The organism is Fibrobacter sp. UWB2, from assembly GCF_002210425.1.
Taxonomy (GTDB): domain Bacteria; phylum Fibrobacterota; class Fibrobacteria; order Fibrobacterales; family Fibrobacteraceae; genus Fibrobacter; species Fibrobacter elongatus.
In genome coordinates, this window is record NZ_MWQK01000005.1 from 1 (window position 1) to 22,109 (window position 22,109).

The following is a 22,109-nucleotide window of genomic DNA, read 5'->3' on the forward strand; positions in this document are numbered from 1 at the left end:
CCAGGATCAAACTCTTCATTGATTTTTAAAATAGTCTGTCCTGTTTTTCGTAAATTTGACTTCCAAGAAATTTTCTTGGGCCGTCACTAAGCACATCTCCGATTCCTTCAATCTTCCCGAAAGTCTCGCGGGCTTTCGCTTTTTCCTTCGTTCTCGGCTTTCGTTTCTTCGTTTCGGCCTCGTCTCTCAGGAACGGCGCCAATTATAGAATTTTACGATGACTTTGCAAGGGGTAAAAGTGAAAAAATTTCACTTTTTTTCACTTTTTTCGGAAAAAACGGGATGTGCGCCGCGGCACGACAGATTATTCACATTCTGTAAACAGAAATCTTCGGGGCGCCACGGCCAGGGGATGGCGGACGGGGCCCGCCATGACGTTTTGCGTCAAAGCACCTGGCAATTTTCCAAAACACTACGGCGTTCCACAAAAAAACTCCTCGCGAAGTGCGAGGAGTCTCAAATCTATTCGATTACTTTATTTAACATCGCAGCCGGCGCTCGGATTTTGCCAGCCGTTTTCCGGAGGAGCCTCGCCCGCCTTCCAGCAATGGAGCGTGTCGAGTACATCGCCTTCCTTGAAAGTGGACCAGTCCGTCACCTTCTTGATATTGGTTGTCGTAGTGGTGTTGAATCGGCTCATGTAATGATCGATCAAGTACTGCGGACATTCCACTTCTTCGATGTAGTAGGTCGGATTGTCTGCAGCCTTGTACCAGTCGGCAAACCAGTGGCAACCGCGCAACAGGTTCGGAAGGCCGGCGTCGCCGAAGGCCGCGTCGCACATACCCTTGATACAAGTCTGGTATTCAACGAGAGTAGCGTCGTAGCCGAGCTGATTCTGGCATTCAGTCAAGAATCCGCCAAAGCCTGCACCCCAGTTAAAGTCGCTGCCTTTTTTCACCTGAGTTGTAAGAGCGTCAAAGGCGCCCACGCCACCACCCGGCACCATCAAGTCGAACTGACCCGCCGGAAGATTAGGATTGCCGCCAGCCACATCCATACCGATGTTAGAGGCCATCACGATCATGTGCTTGCCCTTGAGAGCCTTGTGGGTTTCCCTTGGCGGGTTGTTTTCCATCTCGTTCGCGAAGTGGCCATCGTACTGCAAGTGATAGCACTTGCCGCACTTGCTATCGGCAGTGCCCGCAACGTATGCATAAGAAAGTGTATCGTTCACGGCAATCGGCGCCATGTCCGTGCAGGTGAACACGCCCTTTTCCTTTTCGTCGCCGCAAGCGCTTCGGGTTCCGTTGTAACCGAACCAGGCCTTCGATACGTCTCCCAAGGTAAAAGTAGGGACTTCGACATCGTGAATGTTGCAGTTACGTGCAGTACCATAGTCGGCAATGTAGGCCTCATCGGAAGACGTGTCTGCACGAGTCACATCGTTAGCGCTTTCCCTAAGCCAGGAGCAGTGCGGCTTGCAAGCATCCCAGTAACGCGTATTCCAGCCACGCTTTGCCGTAGCGCTAATGTCCTTGGTGTACTCCGCCGGAGGTGCACCGTAAGATTCAAGAGTCGGGAAACCACTTGCATCGAGTTCCGGTTCCTTGCTACTAGAACTTTCTGCAGCAGATGAAACCGGATTTGCGCTAGATGTCGGATTGACAGAAGAGCTCGACTGAGACGGCACTCCATTGCTTGAACTGGTCGCCGAATTAGGCGGAACAACCACAGAAGAGCTTAATCCCAAATTGCTATTTCCATCTACACTAGAGCAGCTTTCAACAAACCAATCAGCACTCGATGAAGAAGCCGCAACAGACGGAGTAAGCGGAGATGGAGAATCGTCAGAGCAGGCATTAAACATTGCACAAGTGCCCGCAGCCAATAAAGAACTCAATAAAACCTTTTTCATAACCTTCCTTTTAATACCTCGTTTAAAACTAGATTTAATCATTCCCAAAAGGCACAAAAAAAGGTTTTTAAAAGCGTTTTTGCGAATAGTCCATAAAAAAACGTCCCGGAAATAGCACTTCCGAGGCGTTTTCAATTGCAATTAGGCGTTTCGCGCGCGTTTTGGCGATCGTTTAGATCTTCTTCACCACGAACATGTGGCCTGGAGCCTTTGCAGGGTCAAGTTTCACATAGTTCTTGTTACCACGCCATACATAGCTTTCGCCAGTCACAATGTCCTTCAAGAAGAAGAACGAATCGTTCTGGAGGCCAAGCTTAGCCATGTCGAGTTCAACAATACCTTCTTGCACGTGGTCCATGTCCATATTGCACACGCAGAGAATCACGTCATCGCCAGACTTCTTGGAGTAAACCATAAGCTGGTCGTTCTGAGCGTAATGGAAATCGAGGTTATCGTATTCCTGCAAGGCGACATGTTCCTGACGGGCAACATTCAGACGACGAACAAAGTCTTGAATGCCCGGACCAGACCAGTTGTGTACTTTGTACTGATACTTTTCGCTATCGGCGAGTTCTTCCTTGATCGGGCTCGGGATGTTTTCGCAGAGTTCGTATCCGTTGTACATACCCGTGAGGCTCGAAAGCGTCGCGGCCAAGAAGTAGCGCTGCTTAAAGGCGTTTGCACCTTTGTATGCAAGATACTTCGGGAAGATATCCGGAGTTGTCGGGAAGAAGATACCACGCATGTATTCCTTAGCGTCGGACTGCGTGAGTTCCTTCAAGTACTGTTCGAATTCCCACTTTGCAGAGCGCCATGCGAAATACGTATAGCTCATGTCAAAGCCAGACTTTGCAAGGCGATGCATCATCTTCGGGCGTGTGAAAGCTTCGGCGAGGAACACGAGTTCCGGGCGCTTTTCCTTCACGTCGGCGATGAGCCATTCCCAGAACGGGAACGGCTTGGTGTGCGGGTTATCGATACGGAAAATTTCAACACCCTTGTCGGCCCAGAACAAAATAATGTTCTCGATTTCTTGCCACAGAGCCTTGTAGTTCTTGTTGTAGTAGTCGAACGGATAAATGTCTTCGTACTTCTTGGGCGGGTTTTCGGCGAACTTGATGCTGCCATCCGGTTCGTGGTAGAACCATTCCGGGTGAGACTTCACATACGGATGGTCCGGGCTGCAGTTGAGCGCGATATCGAGCGCAAGGCGGAGTCCCTTGGCGCGAGCGGCTTTTGCAAAATGTTCGAAGTCCTTCATGGTCCCAAGTTCCGGGTCCACATCGTAATGACCACCGTTCTTGTTACCGACAGCGTACGGGCATCCCGGTTCAAGCGGATTGCCCTTCTTGTCGACCTTGGCGTGGAGCGCGTTGTTTGCGCCCTTGCGGTTCGTGACACCAATCGGGTGGATCGGAACAAGGTAAACCGTATCGAAGCCAAGCCCTGCAATGTAGTCGAGCTGCTTTTCGCAATCCTTCCACGTTGCGCTCTTGTTCGGGTCCGTGCCCTGGCTCTTCGGCCACATTTCGTACCACGTACCCACGCGGCTGTAGACCGGGTCCACACGGAGCTTCATCACCGGACTTTCAGTCGGGACGTCCTTCGGTTCCTTGGTCCATGCGCAAATTTTGTATTCGTAATAGCCGATATTACCAACCGTGAAGGAGCCTTCCCACAGGTCATTGTCGACAAAGTGCATCGGAGCCTGTTCCCACTTTTTCTTGGAAACGTGGCGGTAAAAAATCGCAGCATCGTACTTTTCGTGACTGTGGCGGAAGATGTCTGCCTGGAGGGTCACGGTATCACCGGGTTCACGCTTGAGCATGAAGCGGCCGCCCTCAATGCTCGGGCGGATATTTTCAATAACGAGATTTTCTTTTAGAGTTGGAATAGTTGCCATAATGACTAGAATTTAGCAAACTACTTAATTCTAATCAACTGCACATCCTTAATCCAAATCGTTCTTTCGGCCTTGCCCAAATTCAAGTCCAGACGGGCGTTCGGGTCCGTTTTTTCTGGGGTAAATTCAATTTCAAACGACTTCCCGGAAGTCGACACCTTGACGTGTTCCTGGAACCCATTGGTCTCATTGTTGTAAATGGAATTCGCAAGGCGTGCGGTCACCTCTCCATCGACATCGGACCAGATGGTGAATATAAATTTGTACGTAGCGCCAGCCACCAAAGGAATATTTTCGTGCAACAGCTGAACGCTATACGAAAAGTCACCACCTCTAGTCACATGGACGCGCATCACATTCGAATTCTTTTCCTTAACGATGGACGTATCGGCAACCCCGTTGAACTGCCTATGGAAAATCCATTCATTGCCACCATCACTAAAGTCGCCGTTAGAAATAAAGTTCTTATTCAGAGGTTCGACAATTTCTTCCCAGATATCATCTACAAAGCCGTCGTATTCGGCACCATCTGCACCCGTGTACTTGAAGCGCAGACACTGGAAACTCGGCAAGAACCGATCGTTCAGCGATTTCCAGAGATCCGCATTTTCAGTCTTGCTGAAGCGGATTACACCATCATCGTTAACATGCGCCGTAGAAAAATCTACCCCGCCAACAAAACGGTGCACACGGAATTCTACAGACAAATTCACCGCAGAATCCTGAATTCCAATCTGAGAATGATTGTACATCAATTCAAACAGCTGGAAATTGTTCATCTCGTAGACAAACGGGATTTCCTTGCCATTTTGACGGATGCGTCCGTAAATCGAGTTAACGCCCTCTTTTTTGCCAACTTCAAAACGGACACCGATTTCCTTGAGGAACCCGCCATTTTTCAAGTTGATATTGTAGAAGGCTTCCTTGACATAGGCGCCATCCGTAAATGAAATGGGGAGCACTGCCGCCGGGTCATCCTCGTACGGCCAAATCTGCTGGCCATTCTTCACATCAACGGACACGCCCGTATAGAAGCTGCAATACGAACGAACCTCGGAGAGCGTGAGCTGGAACGTATCGATTACAACCTTTTCGTCTTCTGCAGCCACCTTCGAAAGCGCCACCGGCTTTGCATCCGAATAGTCCACCGAGAACTCCGCCGTGAGTCCCAAGTTCTGCGCAATTTCCGGATTTCCAATTTCAATACCGGCCGTAGTGTCGGATTCAGAACATCCGGCAAACCACAATGCCACAAGCACGCAACCGATTATTGAACACAAAGAACGCATCATACTCCTCGGGTTAGAGGGTACAGCTGGATATTGATTTGCACAACATCCTCACCTTCCCCAGCCTTTGCTGAGAAATCTAGTAGTTCTTTGCGCATCAGTTGCAAATGTTTTTTCAAATTGGGGAAATCTTCGCGTTTTATGCTAAACGTAAGGGCAGAAACGTCCCTTTGCGAGCCCGGAAGCGCCGAAAGCATGTCCGCCGAAAGCTTGAGCATCTGGAGATGGTACATCTTGACCATCAAATCCTGGACTTCGTCGTCCGTAGTAATCAGGGGGTCGCGCTGGCGATAACCATTGGCCGTCTTTACCAAAAGCCCAAGTTCCACGAGAAGCTTGAGCGATTCCGTCACCTGTGCAGGCGTAATGAGGCCACCGAGGCGCTTGGAAATCCAGTCGGGAATCGGGCGAAAATCCTTGAGCGCCACCATCTCGAGAATTGCGGAATGGTGCCATTCACGGAAAATGCGGAACTGCGCCTTTTCCATCTTGTGCAGTTTGGAGCGCGGGCTAGCCTTCAAAAGTTGGGCGTAGTAAACCTGCTTATCCGCATCCGTCTGAGCCTGGTTGAAGAAAACGAGACTTTCGAAATATGCGGCACGCTGGCCATCCAAGCCGAGGCCGTGGATGAGCTTTACCACCGTGTTCTTTGTAATGTTTCGCTTTCCGTCAATCGTGAGCTTGAGATGGGCATGACTCGAAAGCCCCGCCTTCTCCGCGAAGAAACGGAGGCTGAATGCCGGAACCGTCTTCTTCTTGTACTCATAGTAGTCCCGCAAATACACACGGTAGTTTGTGTACTGCAGAACATCAGGTTCAACTATGCGATTTTCTCCTGTTTCCATATTCTAAAAAATAGAAGTGTTCAGGCACAAAAGCAAAGGATAAAAAGCTTTTATCGTTTACTGAGGTAACCATGTCAGACGAGAGGGGCAGGCTTTCCCCTGATTGCAGCCCCGGCTCGCCGGGTCTTCCATCACCCCTTCGAGCGGGGTTCCACCCCGCAACGCCCCGTAGCCAGACGAGAGACGAAAGACGAGAGACGAGAGGAGCGATAGTCTTGGACTATAACAACGTTCAGCAAAAATCTTTAGCGAGAAGCGAAAAACGGACATGGTCCTCGAAATGCCCATGGAGGCATTCGTACTCGCGACAGACACCTTCTTCCAGAAATCCGGCACGGCGGGCGACAGCAGCACTCTTCGGATTGTTGACCGAGGCCGTAAGTTCAAGACGGTTCAGCCCCATCGCAAAAGATTCGCCCGCCACAAGCAAAAGCGCTTCGGTCGCGAGGCCACGGCCGCAAAATTTTTGGCCGAGCCAGTAACTTACCGTGGCCGAGCGATTCTTCCACTGCACCCAGCCAAGCATGATGCAGCCCGCAATTTTCAAGCCGTCACTTGAGCTCATGGACTTCTCGAAAATGCCCCAGCAGGCACCATTTGACATCTGCGCCTGCATGTCCCAAGCATCAATTTTCGCAGAAACATCTTCGGGAGAACGACATTCCTCGGCGGGCCACGGCAAGTGCTCCGACAAGAACTCGCGAGATTCTTCGATCAGCGCAAACAGCGGTTGCACGTCTGCTTCGCCAAGCGGCCGCAATACGACACGTTCGCCTTCAACTTCTTGCCGCGAGAACTCGCTAAGATCTTCGTCTAAAAAATCACTCATTATGACCTTTTGCAAAAAACAATCAACCCCAAGAGTACATAATTACAACGTCATTCTGAGCCATCCATGGCGAAGAATCCAGTTATATCAAGAAATTATGGATCCTCCTCCCGTTGGTCGAGGATGACATTACTGAAAAAAAACGAAAAACCCGATAGCGAACTACCGGGTTTTTCAGTGCGGATGAAAGGACTTGAACCTTCATGCCCTCGCGAGCACTAGAACCTGAATCTAGCGTGTCTACCAGTTCCACCACATCCGCGTGGTGCACCAAATTTTGAAAAAAAACACCCATTTGTCAAGGGGAGATGTTTATAAATAAGGCTATTTATAGAAGGCCGTTAAAGGGAAATGCCAAATGAACGTCATGCGGGCGGGGCCCCAGCTCGGAGTTTTTTACCCATCCTGGCGCAAGCGCCAACCTTACGGCTCAGCAATGGGGCTGCAAGCAGCCCCGCTGCGTTCGCCTTTTAAGGTTGTGGCCGACGCTCTATTCTCACACCGTTAAATTTCATTCCCTTTACTAAACAAAAAACTCGCTTTACACAAAAAAGCGATTGCATTTTCACAATTTTAAAGTGGCGGAAATTTGGCGATTATTTGCGGATGGCGTCGCGGATCCAGTCCATCCGTTTGCCCTTCCAATAGCTCCAGTCGTGCTCGCCTTCGGGGTCGAACCGGAGTTCGCAGTCCACCTGAACTGCCTTGCAAAATTCCGTAATCCACGGCTCAGTCTGGTCCGACGGATACAGTCTGTCCTTACCTCCCTGCAAAAAGCGGAAGCGGCCCGTATGCATTTTCTTCGGCGACGCAAGCCCCGCTGGCTCACCCAAGAACGCCCCAAACGAGCTCATGAGCAAGCGGTCTTCAACCGCACGACGCCCCTCGAGTGAATAGACAAGCACCCCCAGCGAGCCATCCGAAACGCCGACCAGCGAAACGCGCTCCACCGGAGATTTCCGGCGTGCTGCAATAGAATCGAGCGCCGCATCGACAGCGGTAATTGCAGCCGGCGTGACCCAGTGATTTTCACGGCAGGCCGATACACTCACCACAATTTTTTCAGGATAAAGTTCGGCAAAGTCAGTACCGGCAACAAGACCTTTCGCGCAGTTGGCACTCCCCATGCCGCCATGGAACCATACGACGACCGGCGCATTTGCGCGCTTCGCCGAAGATTTCCGGGCACTCTTGCCAACGGACTTTGGCCACCAGATTCCCGTCGGACTCTGGAAGCTCGCCTTGGCACTGTGCACATCTATCACAAGAGAATCTGGAGACGCAAAAGCAAGTGCGCTCGCAAGGAGCATTACCCAAGCCACCAAATTGCGATTCATCATTGCAAAATATCCGCAGGATTCTGTAGCCTTACCTGACGCGGCTTATGCACAAGCGCTACAAAGATGAGGATAATCCCAAAGATTAACATTATGGCGACAAGGCTCACGCCCATGAAACACCAATAGAAATGGTAACCGTCCATCAGGAATTCCCAGCTGAGCTCGCCCTCCGTCGATTCCATCGACTTCACGATATACTTGTCGCCCACCTTGACCGCACGGACTTCCATCGAGACATTGCTCGCGTTCGTTGCAGAAAAATCGTACCATTCCGAAAGCTCGTCCAGGATTTCATCGGTTACATAAAGGACAAACGTGCACTTGGAATCCCCGTTGAGTTGGAAATAGACTTTATCAAAGAACGGGATGTTCGAACCGCCGAACAGGCTCGGAACCGCGGCATAGCTCACCTTGCCGTAAAAGACATCTTCCGAAAGGAACCCGAGCTCTTTTGAAAATCCGTATTCAAACGAGCCGTCCGTCATTTCAACAGCGTTATATTCCTTTGTGATACTTCTCGCCAGCGGATAGATATACCACGAAATCCAACTCGCCAAAAAAATCAGCAGCAGGCCAAAATTGATAAAAGCGATTTTACGAACACGAAAAGCAGGCATCACAATTCCTTACTGTTTAGACTTGAATATAAAGAAGAACGTGGCAAGCAAAAGCACAAGCGACAAGAAGTAGAACGCAAGCGGGACCTTCGCCGACAAAGAAATTTCCTTCACGTTTTCCATCTGGAAAAAATGGAGCAGTTCGTCACTCGCACTGAGAGTCTTGTCGTTATCAAACTGGTTCCACGCATTGTGCAAATCCCGATTTTTCTCGAGCAGCGACACGACTCGCTTGTTGACCGACTCCGGCAAATTCGACGGACTATCGACCACCACGTCATACCCCGCACGTGCAGAATCCAGCTTGCGCAACAGCGACAAATCGGTGTCCGAAGCGTTCATCTCCATCAGGCGGTAAACGCGTTCCAAATCGTCATGCCATGCGGTGCGTTCCGAAAGGTAGCGCTGCAAGCACGAAACCTTCGCCAAAACGCTCGACTTGAACTGCGAAACCGAGGCCGCCGGAGGCGCCGAAAAACCGGTCTGCTTGAGCTTTTGCACTCCGCCCTCAAACGAGAGAGCTACTTCGCGGAGCGTCATCATCTGCGCAATCACCACTGCAGAATCAACCTCGTAACCGTTACGGACGCGTTCCATCGAACGCATGAGGCTTGCATCGGCAAACTGGTAATCACAAAGCGACTTCACGTATTGGGAATAAACGGCAACCTGCGGTTTTTGCGAAACGTAAAACAGTGCCGTGAGGCAAATCGTAAGGACGACGACAAGCCAAATCCAGGGCGTCTGGATTTTCATGTGCAAAGTTTCTGCAATTGATTTTTTCGTCTGTCCGTTCACATCTAGAAATTACTTTTTTTCTACTTTACGAACAATGAGACTCCGTCATTTAATCGCCTTTTTTGCCATTTTATACTATTTCGCCGGCTGTACAGTCGAGCGGGCTGAAGAACATATCCTCGCAAGGCACGCAAATGGCGTCAAAAAGACCTCCATCTGGGTCTACCCTGACGGAACCATCCTCAAGCGTAACGAATGGTATAACGACGGCATCAAGGAACTCGAAATTCCTTACGAAGACAGCCTCCCGCATGGTGAATTCAAACGTTGGACAGGCTTTGGCGATGTCGCGATGATCGGACGCTACAACAAAGGGAAAAAAGACGGCAAGTGGACGGTCTACTACCAGAACAAGAAAGTTGAAGCAGTCCAGTATTACAAGGATGACCACCCTGTTGGCGACTGGGAAGGATGGCACCACAATGGGCAAAAGTCCTTTGAACAACATTACAACGATAGCGGAAATGCAGTAGGCGTGTGGAAAAAATGGCACGACAATGGAGTGCTTGCCGAAGAAAACAGCAACTGTCATGACATGGAGAGAAACGATTCTGCCGAGTACACGCCAATACCAGGGTACATCAAGCGTTACGGTCGAAACTGCAAAATTTTGGAATACTACGAATGCGTCGAAGGCCAAAAGGAAGGCTCGTACAAACTCTATTACGAATCGTACGGAAATCCCGACACTACCGGCGAAAGTTGCAACACGGCACAAATCAAGGAAGAAGGATTTGCAGAAAGCGACATTCTCTTTGACCCGCATACAACCTACAGAGCCGATGGGACGTTTATCAAAAAAATCAAGTCAAGCTTTTTCAAGGGTCGTGAAAAAATACAGTGGTTTGACGAGAACAACAACGTTGTCCGAGAAAGCAATTTTATTACCGAAGAAACGGACGGCCCCGTTGAAAGTACGGGCATCACCTACGGAACTTGCGCCAATTCGTCCACGCTATTCTGCGCCGAGACTTCGTTTGTCCGTTCAGGGCTCCCAAGCGGAACGCTCGACAGTTGCACGTTGAGTTTCAAGGACGCCTATAAGAAAAATATCGGAAAGTACCCCGCATCGCTGCGCTACATCAAGGCAGGGCACGTTCTTTTGTATGAAGAATTTTGGGCATACGATGATCCGCCGTCAAGCTATGGCGATCCGACTCTTCGCGCAAGCCGCAGTTTCTACCCAGACAGCATGGGCGGCAGAATGGCAAGCGAAGGCTTTTGGCAAAGAACTCATGACGGCAAATCCAAACGTCACGGCATCTGGCGCAACTGGTACCCGAGTGGCATATTGAAAGATAGCCTCAACTACGTAAACGGCGAACGCGTCGGTGAACAGTTCAGTTACGACAGCACAGGCAAGCTCACAATACATAAAACAGAAGCCGGCAAGAACCGGCCCGTGATAATGCACATATTAGGAAATTAACAGACAGAACAACGTCATTCCGAGTCCGTTAGGACGAGGAATCCAGTTATTTCTAGCGAATATTTTTACTGGATCCTTCGACTTCGCTCAGGATGACATTTCATCTAATTACACTAGAGACTTCGATAGACTGCGTGGACCCTTTGAAGTTCCAGGAAACCTTGACTTTTACTTGTTTCGCATAAACGTGGTGAATTGTTTCGTACTGCGAGGCGTCAGTCGATGTGTAGTTCTGCGTTGCAGAAACAGTCACTTCTGGCGAGTACGTTACCGTAGCAGAATCGCCCAGACCACGAGCCCACTTGCGATTGATATCATGCACTTCAAAAGTCGTATCCTCCGCAGATTTCGACGGAATCGAGGCAATCCCCACAGACTTGAGGGAATCCAATACCTGCTGGGCGACTTCGACAGCGCCATCACGACCACGAATGCGTAACAAGGCATCATGGTTTCCTCCTTGAAGATTCAAAATCGCCATGTACATAAAACCGAGGACAGCTGCAGCGACCAGGATTTCAACTATACCAAAGCCTTTCTTGTTCTTCCAAAGTTTAACCATAATTCACCTACAGTTTATCCCAATAACTCCCGGATCTCCACCAAGGAATAAGCATATTATTGTCTTTAGTCTTTTCAACTAAACCATAGACCGCGCTATTGCCATACTGCATGCAAACATAACCATTAGAGGGTGCGGCCGAAAGACCAATACGCGGAATAAAGACAGCCCCATTTTGAGCCCAATCTTCAGCACCGGTTCCACCAAAAACGCTCAAATCAACATCACTGCAACCAAATCTAGCCGGAGATTCTAAGTTATAAGTCGCAAAAAGCTCTACATTTTCAAGATTGTTGCAATTATCAGCAATGTACACCTGAAGTTCCTGCTCGGTATCAGGCGCTCTCTTGACACAAAGACGCTTGGACAATCTATTCGATTCATTCGCCATGCGTTCCAGGAACGCCGTCACATTTATAGCACAATCCTTCATTCGGCTATTGATTACAGCACCTCGAAGACTAGCTACTCCCATAGACGATAAAATGCCCATAATCGATACAACGACAAGGACTTCTACCAGGGTATAGCCGTTCTTTTTAGAACCATGATTCAACATACCGAAATCTCCAAGCTTGACCGGACAAAAATTAACAATAAAAGGAGCTAGCCAATCCGTTTTGATCCAACTTATAATATATAATAACACTGTTCGAAAGTAAACATTTGTAAACGAAAAAGTTTTTTTAAGGAGAAATGTGATAAAAACCATGTTAAATTCCGTAATCATGTAAACTATCCTACTCAAATTTGCTATATTCTGCACGCACAACCTGCCCAGGTGGTGGAATGGTAGACACTGGGGACTTAAAATCCCTTGGGGGCAACTCCGTGCGGGTTCAAGTCCCGCCCCGGGCATTGTTTTTGTGCTTCACTTCGCAGAAGGGAGGTAGATCATGATTGAATTCTATCCAAACAGCATATATTATCCGCGCGAAGCGGTCGACGAAAAGCTTGCCAAGGGTGAGCTCGAAAAGACCAAAAAGTACTTGTTCGGCTGGACAGAGCGCCACCGCGAAGAAATTTGGGAATGTGCCCGTGAAGATGCTGAACAGCCTTCTGACGAAATCCTCCTCGACAACCTCCGTGCCCTCCTCCTCTGCAAGGGATCGCTCCAACCGGCCGCCGAAATGGGTGCTATGATCCGCGAAATCACGAAGGAAGTCTGGTACCAGAACGAAAACGGCCCGAAGGACCCGGATTTGATTGCCGTGGACTGGCAGACGAAGTACCTGACCAAGTGGCGCGAAGCCCGCATGTTCGAAGCATTCGTGCTTATCGAAAAGAACGCAAAGCAGCTCGTCGAAATCTTGAGAGCATAATCGCTCGCTCATAACAGCATTTGCCAAGCCCCACCCAGTGGGGCTTCTTTTTTGCCATTAACCAAATTATTAGCTAGCTACTAGTTTGCGTGAAAGCGGATGGGAATCCAGATTTCGAGCTTGCCCTGTTTGCTGGGCGGAAGGCGCCAAAAATATTCGACGTGCTTTAGGAGCTTGACTTTGAACACTTCGTTATCGGAACTCGTAAACATGATTTGCGGGTCCTTGAAGCGTCCAAGACTATCGAGCGTAAGGTGAAGTCCAAGGAAAACATCGTCATCGGACTTGATAAATCGGTTCCCTTTGCGGGTCACGCGAATTTTCTTGAAATACTCCGAAGAAAGGTAATGCAGACCTGCGGCGCGCCCTTCCAAAAACATCGCAAGCTTGTTCAAGTCACGACCTGCGGTATTTTCAATCACGTAGATTTCGTCAATCGAGGGCATTTCCACGCGGCCGGTAAACGCTTCTTCAGGAACTTCCTCTTCTTCCTCGACATCCACGATTGGTTCATACTGCGGGATGCTGTAGACAAAATACAGCACAGCCACAAAGACGAGAGCAAAGGCAAGCAATGGAGCGTTACGTTTTAGCATAGCACTACTCGATGGACTTGATGCAGAGCTGCACCGTCTTGGTGTTGTTATAGTAATTCCAAATCGGCTCGAATACGACCGTCACTGGGCGGGAGCGCCCGAGCAAAGCCTTACTCTTGCGGAGTCCAAAGGCGATAGCCGGGAAAACGGCACTCCCCGCCTGCGATATTTCCATCTGCAAGTGTCCGCCACGAAGTTCACGCACGCGATGCACGGTCACGTTTTCGGCACGGAAGGCGGGGTACGGGAAGTTTCCGCCAAACGGTTCGAGCAAGTCGATGAACTCGAGAATCGAGCGTTCACGAATCGGATAACGCCCTGTCGGCACGCGCGTTTCTACGGTAAATTCGCGGAGCGCAATCTTGATGTCGTACGGGTACGATTCATCGGTGTTGATTACCTCGCCGGTATAGCCCTGGTCTTTTGCGGATTGCAAAAGGCGCCCGCGGAGTTCTTCAATCTTGCCCGCTTCGAGCGAGAATCCCGCCGCATTGGCATGGCCGCCCCAGCGGTCAAAAAGTTCACGGCTGTCAAAAAGGGCCTTGTGCCAGTTGAATCCAGGAACTGCACGGGCGCTCGCATGTGCCATGCCGTTGATAATCGACAGCACAGCCGAAGGTCTGTGGAATTCCTGGGCAAGCTTTGCCGCGACAATGCCAATCACGCCCACATGCCAGTTTTCGCCGGCAACGACAATCACGGTCGGGATGGTGTCGCCGTAAAGAGCCTTTACCTGTTCCATCGCCATTTCGGTGATTTCAGCTTCTTTCTGCTTGCGACGGGTGTTCCAGTCTTTCAGCTCTTCCAAAAGCTTGCCCGCTTCGACTTTATTTTCGCACAAAAGAAGTTTTAGTGCTGGGTCCGGGCGTTCCATGCGGCCAGGGGCGTTGAGGAGCGGAGCAAGCTTGTACATCACGTCGATGCCGCCCACACAGCTATGGGGCTTCATAAGGGAGGTGTACATTTCTTGCACGCCAGGCCAGCGGCTGTTCTTGAGACTTTCAAGCCCGGTACGTGTAAAATAGCGGTTCTCGGGCGTCATCTGCACAAGGTCCGCAAGCGTTCCGAGGGCGACCAAGTCCAGATATTCCACCGGAGCCTTTATGCCAAGTCGGCTAAACAAGGCGCAAATAAACTTGTACGAAACGCCGACACCACAAAGTTCAGGATTCGGGTAATTGTCGCCTTCCTGATGCGGGTCCAAAAGCACATCGCTCACCGGAAGTCCATCGCCCGACGGCTGATGATGGTCCATGACCATGACCGCCATGCCGAGTTCCTTGGCATGCGCAATTTCCACATTCGCGGTAATGCCCGTATCTACGGTAATCAAGTTGCGCGCCCCCGCCTCGTACATTTCGTCGACAGCAGAAACAGAAAGTCCGTAGCCATCGCCAAAGCGGTTCGGGAGTCGCCATTCAGATTCAATACCCACAGTCTTGAGGCAGCGGGTCAAAAGCGTCACAGACGTCATGCCGTCCAGATCGTAGTCGCCAAAAATGAACACACGCTCGCCACGTTCGCGAACCGCAAGTATCCATTCCACAGCCTTGTCCATCCCCATCATGAGGAAGGGGTCATGCACGTCGCTCTCGTTAGAGCACAGCATGTGGTACGCATCAGAAACAGTCTTGATGCCGCGCGAGACCAAGAACCTCGCGACCGCATGCGGAATCTTTAGCGTAGAGGACAAAGTTGAGGCGACAAGATCTTCCATTACTTGTAGCCTTCAAAAAGTTTTAGCGAGAGGTTCTGGAGGCAGGTCACTGCCGCCATTCGCCTGGAGGCGATTCTCGACATAGTTTCTTGCACGCTCACGAGAGCTGCTTCGAGGGCAGACGCCCCTACTTGCGGGTAGCGTTCGAGATTCACGCTGCCCGTTGCTTCCGGGATGCGAAGCGGAGCGCCCGATTCACGGCGCAACAAGTCCGTAATCAAGAACGAGAGGACTTCGAGGAATCGGTTCACGATGGCCGGGTCTTCAAGTCCAGAATCTTCGAGCTTAAAGAACAGGTCGGTGTAGTCCTGCGAAAGTGACTTCTCGATAAAATCGACTGCAAGCGGGCACCAGTTTTTGGCGTGTTCAGCGTAGTAAAGCGCCATGCCAGGGGAACCCACGGCAAGCCCGATCACATCGTCGGTCAGTGTCGATTCGTCAAATTCTTCGCCGCCAACGCGAATGGCCTCCTGACGCACTTCCTCATCCGTGAGGGGTGGCAGGTGGAGCGCAAGGCAGCGCGAACGGATCGTCTGCAAGAGCTTTTCGCGAGACGAAGTCGTCAAAATGAAGTACGTGTTCGGCGGAACTTCTTCAAGAGTCTTGAGGAACGCGTTTGCCGCAGAATCGTTCATGCGGTCGGCCTCGGCGATAATCACCACGCGCACGCGGTCGCCCTTCATCGCAAAGGAGGCGGTCATCGTACGGATGAGTTCCACCGAAATCACGGCGCCCGCACTGAAAATATCCACGCGGTACGGGTTCTTTGTGATTTCTTCGATATAGGCCTGTTTAAAATCCTGGATGGTCTTTGCAGAGCTCCCGGCAGAGACATCGGCCGCATTGCGAGCACTAGCCTCTTTTGCTTCCATCGGCACGACCCAGTTGTCGGTCACGCCGGTATCGGTTGCCATTTTGCAGCCGAAGCAATTACCGCACGGGCGAACGCTCGGGTTTGTGCACTGGAGCGCCTGGGCAATTTCCATCGCAAGCGCTTTTTTGCCAATGCCCACAGGACCGTCGATAAGAATCGACTGCGGGAAGCGGTTCTCACGCAACGCCGCCATAAGACGAATGCGGATTCGTTCCTGGGAGGCGGGGCCATTTAAGCGATATTCTATCATCTCTGTTTCAACCATTGCAACGGGTCCACGGTCTGTGTCCCTTCGCTTACTTGGAAATACAATTTAATACCATTTAACGAAGCAATATCGCCTACTTCTCCAATTTCTTCGCATTTCTTGACACTTTTGCCCTCTTGGACGTGGATTGCCTTCATGTGACCGTACACCGTGTACGTTCCATCTTCGTGTTCAATGATCACGGAGGGGCCGCGGCCGTCAATTTCAGCGACCATAGCAACGGTTCCAGCGGCTGCGGCACGGATGCGGCCACCGCGCTTTCCGCGGATTTCCACCCCGAGGTTACGCGTCATGATGTGGAGCACCGGGTGTTCCTGCAGGCCGTATTCGCTAATAATCGGGCCGTCGAGCGGCATGCACTTGGGACCTTTGAAATGCGGTACCGGAGTCTGCTTTTGGGCGGTTTCGGCCTCACGTTTCTTTTCTGATTCGCGCTTCTTGTCGGCAGCTTGGCGTTTCTTCTCGGCTTCGCGTTCCTTCTTCTTGAGGGCGGCGAGGCGGGCTGCCTCGGCGCGCTTCGCTTCTTCGATTTCTCGCTTGCGGCGCTGCTCAAGTTTCTTGAGGAGCGCAAGCATGGTCTTCTGGTTGCGTTCGAATTCCTTGAGCGCCATGCGCTGCACGGCTTTGTCGTGCTTGAGGGAATTCAGCATTCTCGCCTGACCATTCATCTGCGCTACAAGACCGCGTTCTTCGACCGCCTTGCGGGAACGGAGTCTCGAAAGCTCGGCCAAGTGTTTCTCTTGCGTCTGTTGTTTTTGCGAGCGTTCAGCAATGAGCTGGCGGAGCGTTTCAACGTCTTCGCGGTCGCGGTTCAGCAAGTGATGCACCCAGTAAACCTCGCGTTCCGGGTTCCCATTTTTGGTCAAAAGTTCAAAAAGGATTTCAGCATCGTTACTGCGGCCGTGTACATACAAATTACGGATACGCTTTCTCATGGCACGCTTACGGGCCTTGATTTTTGAGTCAAGAGAATCGATATCCATCACCAATTGCTTGACCGCCCCCTGCAACATATCCTCATTGCGGGTCAGTTCCGAAAGATAAGACCTGGTGCGGTTCAAGTTCTGGTCCAAAAGCGAAATCGTGTTCAAGACGCCCTTTTCTTCGGTTTCAAGGACGGCCAGTTCTTCGCGCTTTTTCGCAAGATCGACCTCTAGCTTTTTGAGGGCGTTCTTTTGTTCATCGATCTGCGCGTCGGTCTTTTTCGGGGCTGCATAAGACGAAACGGCTGAGCCCGCGACCACGGCAAAGATGAAAACCAAAAGCGGAATGAACCGGCAAACAAGACGCATTATTCCTGCTCACCCTTCTTTTCGAACAAGAAACTGCGCACCGTGCGGAAACTAAAGTAGCCTGCAAGCATCGTTTCCAAGAGCACCGTAAATAGCGCTACGATTCCAAAGTAGGCAACGCCACTTGCCACAATCGGGAACATCTGCACGAGCGAACGGATGACAAGCCCAAGCAACAAGATGGCAACGCCACTCCCTAAAAAACCCTGCATTGCCCCTTCGAGCACAAACGGGAATTCAATAAACAGATAACTGCCACCCGCGTACTTCATGTTCTCGACCAAAAGCTTGCGGGACATGAGCGAAAGCCTTACCGAGTTGCAAATAATGAGCGAGAGCGTAATGAGCAAAAGGATACTGATGCAAATCGGCCAGAAAATCATCTTGAACTTCCACGACGCCACCCGAGACGCCCACTTCAACGGGGCCTGCACCTCTTCAAAATAAGCTTCTTCGGCAATCGTGTTGCGCACTTCGGAAAGGTCTGCCGGGTTGCGAGCCTCCTCGCTCAAAGACACACGGAAAAACGCGGGGATCGGATTCCCTTCGACAAGTTCCAGCATGTCCGATGAAAAATGGTTGCTAAAATCCACAAGCGCAGAATCCGCACTCACAAACGCAACGGACTCCACATGGCGCGTATGCTTTAGCCGCGTCTGGATAACCGCAATGGAATCTTCGGGAACGTCTTCTTTCAAGAACGCCTCAATCACGTACAGCGATTTTTCGGCCGAGAGGAGCTTAAACGAGACGCCGAGCGCCGTAAAAGAGGCCGCAAGCAAAAGCGAGCACAGGAAAATCGTGAGCAAAGACGGGAGAATCACCGTGCGGTGCTGCTTCCATCCTCTAAAAGATTCCGATATTAAGTAACCTAATTGTCCGAACACGCCTCGAATATAATTAAATTTATAGAGGTTCTTTAAGGGGCTTTTATGGGAAACATCATATTAAAGATTACCGCCTTGGTCTGCGCGATGGCCCTCTGGTTCTACGTCATCTCGCTGAAGGACTTCCAACTGACGATGGAAGTGCCGCTTACGTTCGTGAAGTTGCCCGAAGCGCTCGCGATTGCTTCAAAGCCACCTAGCACTGTTTCGGTGACCGTCGAAGGCAAGCCCCTGGACCTTATCCGCCTGCAGTCGCAAAAGCAGGCCGCGATGGTTGTCGACATGCACCTCGCCGAACTCGGCTCCAAGCGCATCCACCTCGACTCCAAGAACTTCGTGGCCCCGAACTTTGCAACCGTCCACTACGTGGAACCGGACAACCAGTACCTCTTTATCGATGTGGCGGTCGATACACGCATTGAACGCAGCATCCCCATCAAGAGCAACGTGACGTTTGGTGCAGCCCCTGGTTACGTGCTCGTGCAGCAACCCAAGCTCCTCCAGGAAGACCTGAAGGTTTCGGGAGCCAGAAACGCCCTCACGCGCATTATCGACATCCCGACGGACTCCGCATTTTTCGACAGCATCAAGGCAAGCCAGACATTTTCCGTCAAACTCGCCACCGAACAGCTCCCGCCGTTTGTAACGCCTAGCGACACCGTCGCCAAGGTCTTTGTCGACATCCAGAAAATCAAGTCCAAGGAATTCAAGAACATCCCCATCCAGCTGATCGGTTTTTATGACCGCGCCTTGAACACGCTCTCGCCGCAGCAGGCTACCGTCGAAATCACCGGCGGTGATAAAGTCATCGAAGCCATCAAGCACAACGATATTGAACTTTTTATTGAATACAACCGCTTCGCTATTGAAGATGCGGACAGCCTCGCTCCCACAGTCAAGTTGAACTTGCCGCCCGATATTGACCGCAGCATGTCCATCAAGGCCATCCTTGTCAAGCCCGACAAGATCAAGCTCATCAAGACAAAGACCGAGGACGATAATAAAGACGAGGAATACGGAATATGATTTGGCTTGGAATTGAATCCAGCTGCGATGAAACCGCCTGCGCCGTTTTGCAGGACGAACCCTTAAAAGTTCTTTCGAACCCGCTTTATAGCCAAATTGACGAACACGCCCTCTATGGTGGCGTTGTCCCCGAAATTGCAGCCCGTGCGCACTTGCAAAAGATTGCCCCCATCGCCGAAGCCGCCGTCAAGGAAGCAGGCATCGAGCTCAAGGACATTGACGCCATCGCCTACACCACAGGCCCGGGCCTCATGGGACCGCTTCTCGTCGGTGCTAGTTTTGCTAAAGGCCTCGCCCGCGATTTGAACATCCCGGCCTACGGCATGAACCATCTCGAAGGCCACCTCGCCGCCGCATGGCTCAGCAATCCGGACATCGAACCGCCGTTTTTGACGCTCACCGTCTCGGGCGGGCACACGGAACTCGTGATGGAAGAACCGGGATTCAAGTACACAAGCATCGGCCGCACCCGCGATGACGCTGCCGGCGAAGCATTCGACAAGTGCGGTAAGCTCATCGGCCTCAAGTACCCCGCAGGTGCAACGATTAGCCGACTCGGCAAGGACCACAACCGCAAATTCGTGGAATTCCCGCGCGCACTCCACACGCACGACAACTGCGAATTCTCGTTCAGCGGCTTAAAGACCGCCGTGCTCCGTTACACCGAAACGCACGACCCGGAATTTATCCAGCAGAACCTCGGCGACATCTGCGCCTCGCTCGAAGACGCGATTGTCGATAGCCTTGTCACAAAGACCATCAACGCCCTCAAGAAGACGAAGATGAAGACGCTCGTGATGGGCGGTGGCGTGAGCGCCAACAGCTGGTTGCGCACACGCTTGCAGGACTACTGTGACAAAAAGGGTATCCGCTTCTGCGTGCCGGACCGTAGCCTGAGTACAGACAACGGAGCGATGATTGCCGCAGCCGCCATCCGCCGCAAGTTGCAGGGCAAGCTCGAATCCATCGACGTCGTGAAACCGTGGATGCCGCTCGCTCTCTAGACGCAAGAATCCGCGCATATAATACACTCCGCAGAATATCGGGACGTCATAGACCATCTTGACGCTTTTTTGGTGTGTTTTCAGCCAGGCTTTTTTACATTCTCCGTTTTTTTTCGGCATTTTTCATTGTATATTGTTAATATGATTTTGTCGTTCAAACATAAGGTAATGCTAGTCCTCTGCGCCACATCGATTTCTTTTGCGCAGGACATCAGCAAACCCATCAACGACGTTGATGTTTTCCGTCCCGAAAAGCGCGAGACCAAAGTCCAGATGGTGGACTCGACTCAGGGCAATTCCGTGAAGCTGAACGTCGACATTTTTGCCGACGGATTTATCGGGTCGTACTACATTCTTTGGGACAACATAGACCTGTCCGAAGATATCAAAAAGATGATTACGAGCCGCAACTTCGCCCGCGATGAATTCTTTATGCAGAACATCGACCGCGAACAGTTCGAACAGGAACGCATGTTGCAGCTTTTCGAAGACAAGAAGGAAGAATTCTTCAAAATCTTCCCCGACGAGGCCCTCAAGGAACTGCAAGAAAAGCAAGCAGACGAATAGGGATGTTTTCACAAGAACGTAATTTTACAGACTGGCAGCTCACGGGTTTTGGCGACGCCCCCGCATTCCTTTTCGAAACCATCGGCAGCACGCACAAGCTCATGAAGTCCATGGCAGCCTCCGGCGAAATTGCTCCCGGCACGCTCTTTGTCGCAGACTCTCAAAGCGATGGGCACGGACGCCACGAACGCACTTGGGACTCCCCCGCCGGCAAGAATCTCTACTTCAATATTTTAATTCCGCTCGAAGGGATTCCCGCCAACCATTTTGCACAAATCACGCAAATTGCAGCGCTCACTTTTGCAGAGACGTTCAACAGCATCCAAGATAGCGCAACAATTGTGGATTGCGCGCAGTCTACGATTGAAAGCTCCGCTCAGTCCGCAAATCGGGATTGCGCAAGCGACCCGAAAATCACGGTCAAATGGCCGAACGACATTCTCTACGGCAAAAGCAAGTTCTGCGGGATTCTCGCCGAAATTGTTTATGTGCGTCCGCAGCAGTCCGGACAACAGCTTGCACCGCAACAAAGAATGCCACGCCCCGCCCTTTCGATGGGAGTCGGCATCAACGTCAATAGCGACCCCGCCGATTACGCCCATTTGAATCGTGAAGTCACCACGCTCAAGGCAATTTTCGGACACGCCATCAATCGCGAAAAACTCTTGCGTGCACTGATTGGGAATCTCGAACGCGCCATCGGGCAATTTCGCGCCTTCGGCATTCGCCCATGGGTCGAAGCCTGGAAACGCATGGACCAGTTTATCGGCGCCCGCGGCACCATCATCGTAAACAACCACTGCACCGATCAAAATCGCGATAGCGGAGAAGGCGCCATCAAAAAAACAGGCCGCATCATCGACATGAACGATGACGGAAGTCTCCTCTTTGAATGCGATGACGGAACCGTCGAGACAGTCATCTCAGCTGATTTAGAAATTTAAACAACATTTGCAACGCTTCTTTTACTCTAAAAATCACATCCATAGTCTTACAATTAAAATATTTGTATATTGCGTTCAAATTAAGGAGGCAATATGCACTTTTCGCGATTTACGTTCCGAAAGGCATTTTTATCATCGTGTT

21 protein-coding genes and 2 tRNA genes are annotated in these 22,109 nt (G+C 51.0%); 7 read left to right on the forward strand and 16 right to left on the reverse strand.

The window, feature by feature from the left end; translation table 11 throughout:
* Positions 1–475: 475 nt before the first annotated feature.
* The 9 genes from B7982_RS10185 to B7982_RS10225 form a co-directional block, all read right to left on the reverse strand.
* Positions 476–1,858: a glycosyl hydrolase family 5 gene (locus B7982_RS10185; RefSeq protein WP_233138496.1), complete on the reverse strand. Its 1,383-nt coding sequence runs from the start codon at positions 1,856–1,858 to the stop codon at positions 476–478.
* 172 nt (positions 1,859–2,030) lie between these two features.
* A complete protein-coding gene (locus tag B7982_RS10190; RefSeq protein ID WP_088660655.1) occupies positions 2,031–3,761 on the reverse strand; it encodes an alpha-1,4-glucan--maltose-1-phosphate maltosyltransferase in 1,731 nt (576 codons plus the stop codon).
* Between the two features lie 20 nt (positions 3,762–3,781).
* Positions 3,782–5,053: a carbohydrate binding domain-containing protein gene (locus tag B7982_RS10195; RefSeq protein WP_233138497.1), complete on the reverse strand. Its 1,272-nt coding sequence runs from the start codon at positions 5,051–5,053 to the stop codon at positions 3,782–3,784.
* The gene (locus tag B7982_RS10200) at positions 5,050–5,895 is read right to left on the reverse strand and encodes a TIGR02147 family protein (protein WP_088660656.1); all 846 of its coding nucleotides are present in this window, start codon (positions 5,893–5,895) and stop codon (positions 5,050–5,052) included. The genes B7982_RS10195 and B7982_RS10200 overlap by 4 nt, the downstream gene beginning before the upstream one ends.
* Positions 5,896–6,127: 232 nt before the next feature.
* Complete coding sequence (locus B7982_RS10205) at positions 6,128–6,724, reverse strand: GNAT family N-acetyltransferase (RefSeq protein WP_088660657.1); 597 nt, start codon at positions 6,722–6,724, stop codon at positions 6,128–6,130.
* A gap of 178 nt (positions 6,725–6,902) precedes the next feature.
* A tRNA-Leu gene (locus tag B7982_RS10210) sits at positions 6,903–6,986 on the reverse strand.
* 334 nt (positions 6,987–7,320) lie between these two features.
* Positions 7,321–8,061 carry a hypothetical protein gene (locus B7982_RS10215; RefSeq protein ID WP_233138498.1) on the reverse strand — a complete coding sequence of 247 codons (741 nt, stop codon included), beginning with the start codon at positions 8,059–8,061 and terminating at the stop codon, positions 7,321–7,323.
* Positions 8,061–8,681, reverse strand: a complete 621-nt coding sequence (locus B7982_RS10220; protein ID WP_088660659.1) for a hypothetical protein — start codon at positions 8,679–8,681, stop codon at positions 8,061–8,063. The genes B7982_RS10215 and B7982_RS10220 overlap by 1 nt, the downstream gene beginning before the upstream one ends.
* Before the next feature lie 9 nt (positions 8,682–8,690).
* On the reverse strand, positions 8,691–9,437 hold the full coding sequence (locus B7982_RS10225; RefSeq protein ID WP_088660660.1) for a hypothetical protein: 747 nt from the start codon (positions 9,435–9,437) through the stop codon (positions 8,691–8,693).
* Between the two features lie 76 nt (positions 9,438–9,513).
* Here B7982_RS10225 and B7982_RS10230 point away from each other — a divergent pair, with 76 nt between their 5' ends.
* Positions 9,514–10,908, forward strand: a complete 1,395-nt coding sequence (locus B7982_RS10230; RefSeq protein WP_233138499.1) for a toxin-antitoxin system YwqK family antitoxin — start codon at positions 9,514–9,516, stop codon at positions 10,906–10,908.
* Positions 10,909–11,008: 100 nt separating this feature from the next.
* On the opposite strand, the gene B7982_RS10235 is transcribed toward B7982_RS10230, so the two are convergent.
* Both B7982_RS10235 and B7982_RS10240 read right to left on the reverse strand, forming a co-directional pair.
* Entirely contained in the window at positions 11,009–11,470 is a 462-nt protein-coding gene (locus B7982_RS10235; RefSeq protein WP_088660662.1) for a type II secretion system protein, read from the reverse strand.
* A 7-nt stretch (positions 11,471–11,477) separates the two neighbouring features.
* Entirely contained in the window at positions 11,478–12,200 is a 723-nt protein-coding gene (locus B7982_RS10240) for a Tfp pilus assembly protein FimT/FimU (protein WP_088660663.1), read from the reverse strand.
* Between the two features lie 45 nt (positions 12,201–12,245).
* Between B7982_RS10240 and B7982_RS10245 the strand changes: the two genes are divergently transcribed.
* Positions 12,246–12,328 (forward strand) — tRNA-Leu (locus tag B7982_RS10245).
* Between the two features lie 38 nt (positions 12,329–12,366).
* On the forward strand, positions 12,367–12,792 hold the full coding sequence (locus B7982_RS10250) for a hypothetical protein (protein WP_088660664.1): 426 nt from the start codon (positions 12,367–12,369) through the stop codon (positions 12,790–12,792).
* Between the two features lie 80 nt (positions 12,793–12,872).
* On the opposite strand, the gene B7982_RS10255 is transcribed toward B7982_RS10250, so the two are convergent.
* From B7982_RS10255 to B7982_RS10275, 5 genes are read right to left on the reverse strand one after another with little or no spacing between them, the layout of a single operon-like run.
* On the reverse strand, positions 12,873–13,388 hold the full coding sequence (locus tag B7982_RS10255; RefSeq protein WP_088660665.1) for a hypothetical protein: 516 nt from the start codon (positions 13,386–13,388) through the stop codon (positions 12,873–12,875).
* 4 nt (positions 13,389–13,392) lie between these two features.
* Positions 13,393–15,105 carry a single-stranded-DNA-specific exonuclease RecJ gene (gene recJ, locus B7982_RS10260; protein ID WP_088660666.1) on the reverse strand — a complete coding sequence of 571 codons (1,713 nt, stop codon included), beginning with the start codon at positions 15,103–15,105 and terminating at the stop codon, positions 13,393–13,395.
* Positions 15,105–16,244: an AAA family ATPase gene (locus B7982_RS10265; RefSeq protein ID WP_233138500.1), complete on the reverse strand. Its 1,140-nt coding sequence runs from the start codon at positions 16,242–16,244 to the stop codon at positions 15,105–15,107. Before B7982_RS10265 ends, recJ begins: the two co-directional genes overlap by 1 nt.
* On the reverse strand, positions 16,226–17,539 hold the full coding sequence (locus B7982_RS10270) for a murein hydrolase activator EnvC (protein ID WP_088660667.1): 1,314 nt from the start codon (positions 17,537–17,539) through the stop codon (positions 16,226–16,228). The genes B7982_RS10265 and B7982_RS10270 overlap by 19 nt, the downstream gene beginning before the upstream one ends.
* On the reverse strand, positions 17,539–18,426 hold the full coding sequence (locus tag B7982_RS10275) for an ABC transporter permease (protein ID WP_088660668.1): 888 nt from the start codon (positions 18,424–18,426) through the stop codon (positions 17,539–17,541). The genes B7982_RS10270 and B7982_RS10275 overlap by 1 nt, the downstream gene beginning before the upstream one ends.
* 45 nt (positions 18,427–18,471) lie before the next feature.
* On the opposite strand from B7982_RS10275, the gene B7982_RS10280 reads away from it, so the two are divergent.
* From B7982_RS10280 to B7982_RS10295, 4 genes are all read left to right on the forward strand, one after another.
* Positions 18,472–19,452: a YbbR-like domain-containing protein gene (locus B7982_RS10280; protein WP_088660669.1), complete on the forward strand. Its 981-nt coding sequence runs from the start codon at positions 18,472–18,474 to the stop codon at positions 19,450–19,452.
* Entirely contained in the window at positions 19,449–20,456 is a 1,008-nt protein-coding gene (tsaD, locus tag B7982_RS10285; protein WP_088660670.1) for a tRNA (adenosine(37)-N6)-threonylcarbamoyltransferase complex transferase subunit TsaD, read from the forward strand. Before B7982_RS10280 ends, tsaD begins: the two co-directional genes overlap by 4 nt.
* Before the next feature lie 141 nt (positions 20,457–20,597).
* Complete coding sequence (locus tag B7982_RS10290) at positions 20,598–21,023, forward strand: hypothetical protein (protein ID WP_088660671.1); 426 nt, start codon at positions 20,598–20,600, stop codon at positions 21,021–21,023.
* 2 nt (positions 21,024–21,025) lie between these two features.
* Positions 21,026–21,967: a biotin--[acetyl-CoA-carboxylase] ligase gene (locus tag B7982_RS10295; protein ID WP_088660672.1), complete on the forward strand. Its 942-nt coding sequence runs from the start codon at positions 21,026–21,028 to the stop codon at positions 21,965–21,967.
* The last annotated feature ends 142 nt before the right edge of the window (positions 21,968–22,109 follow it).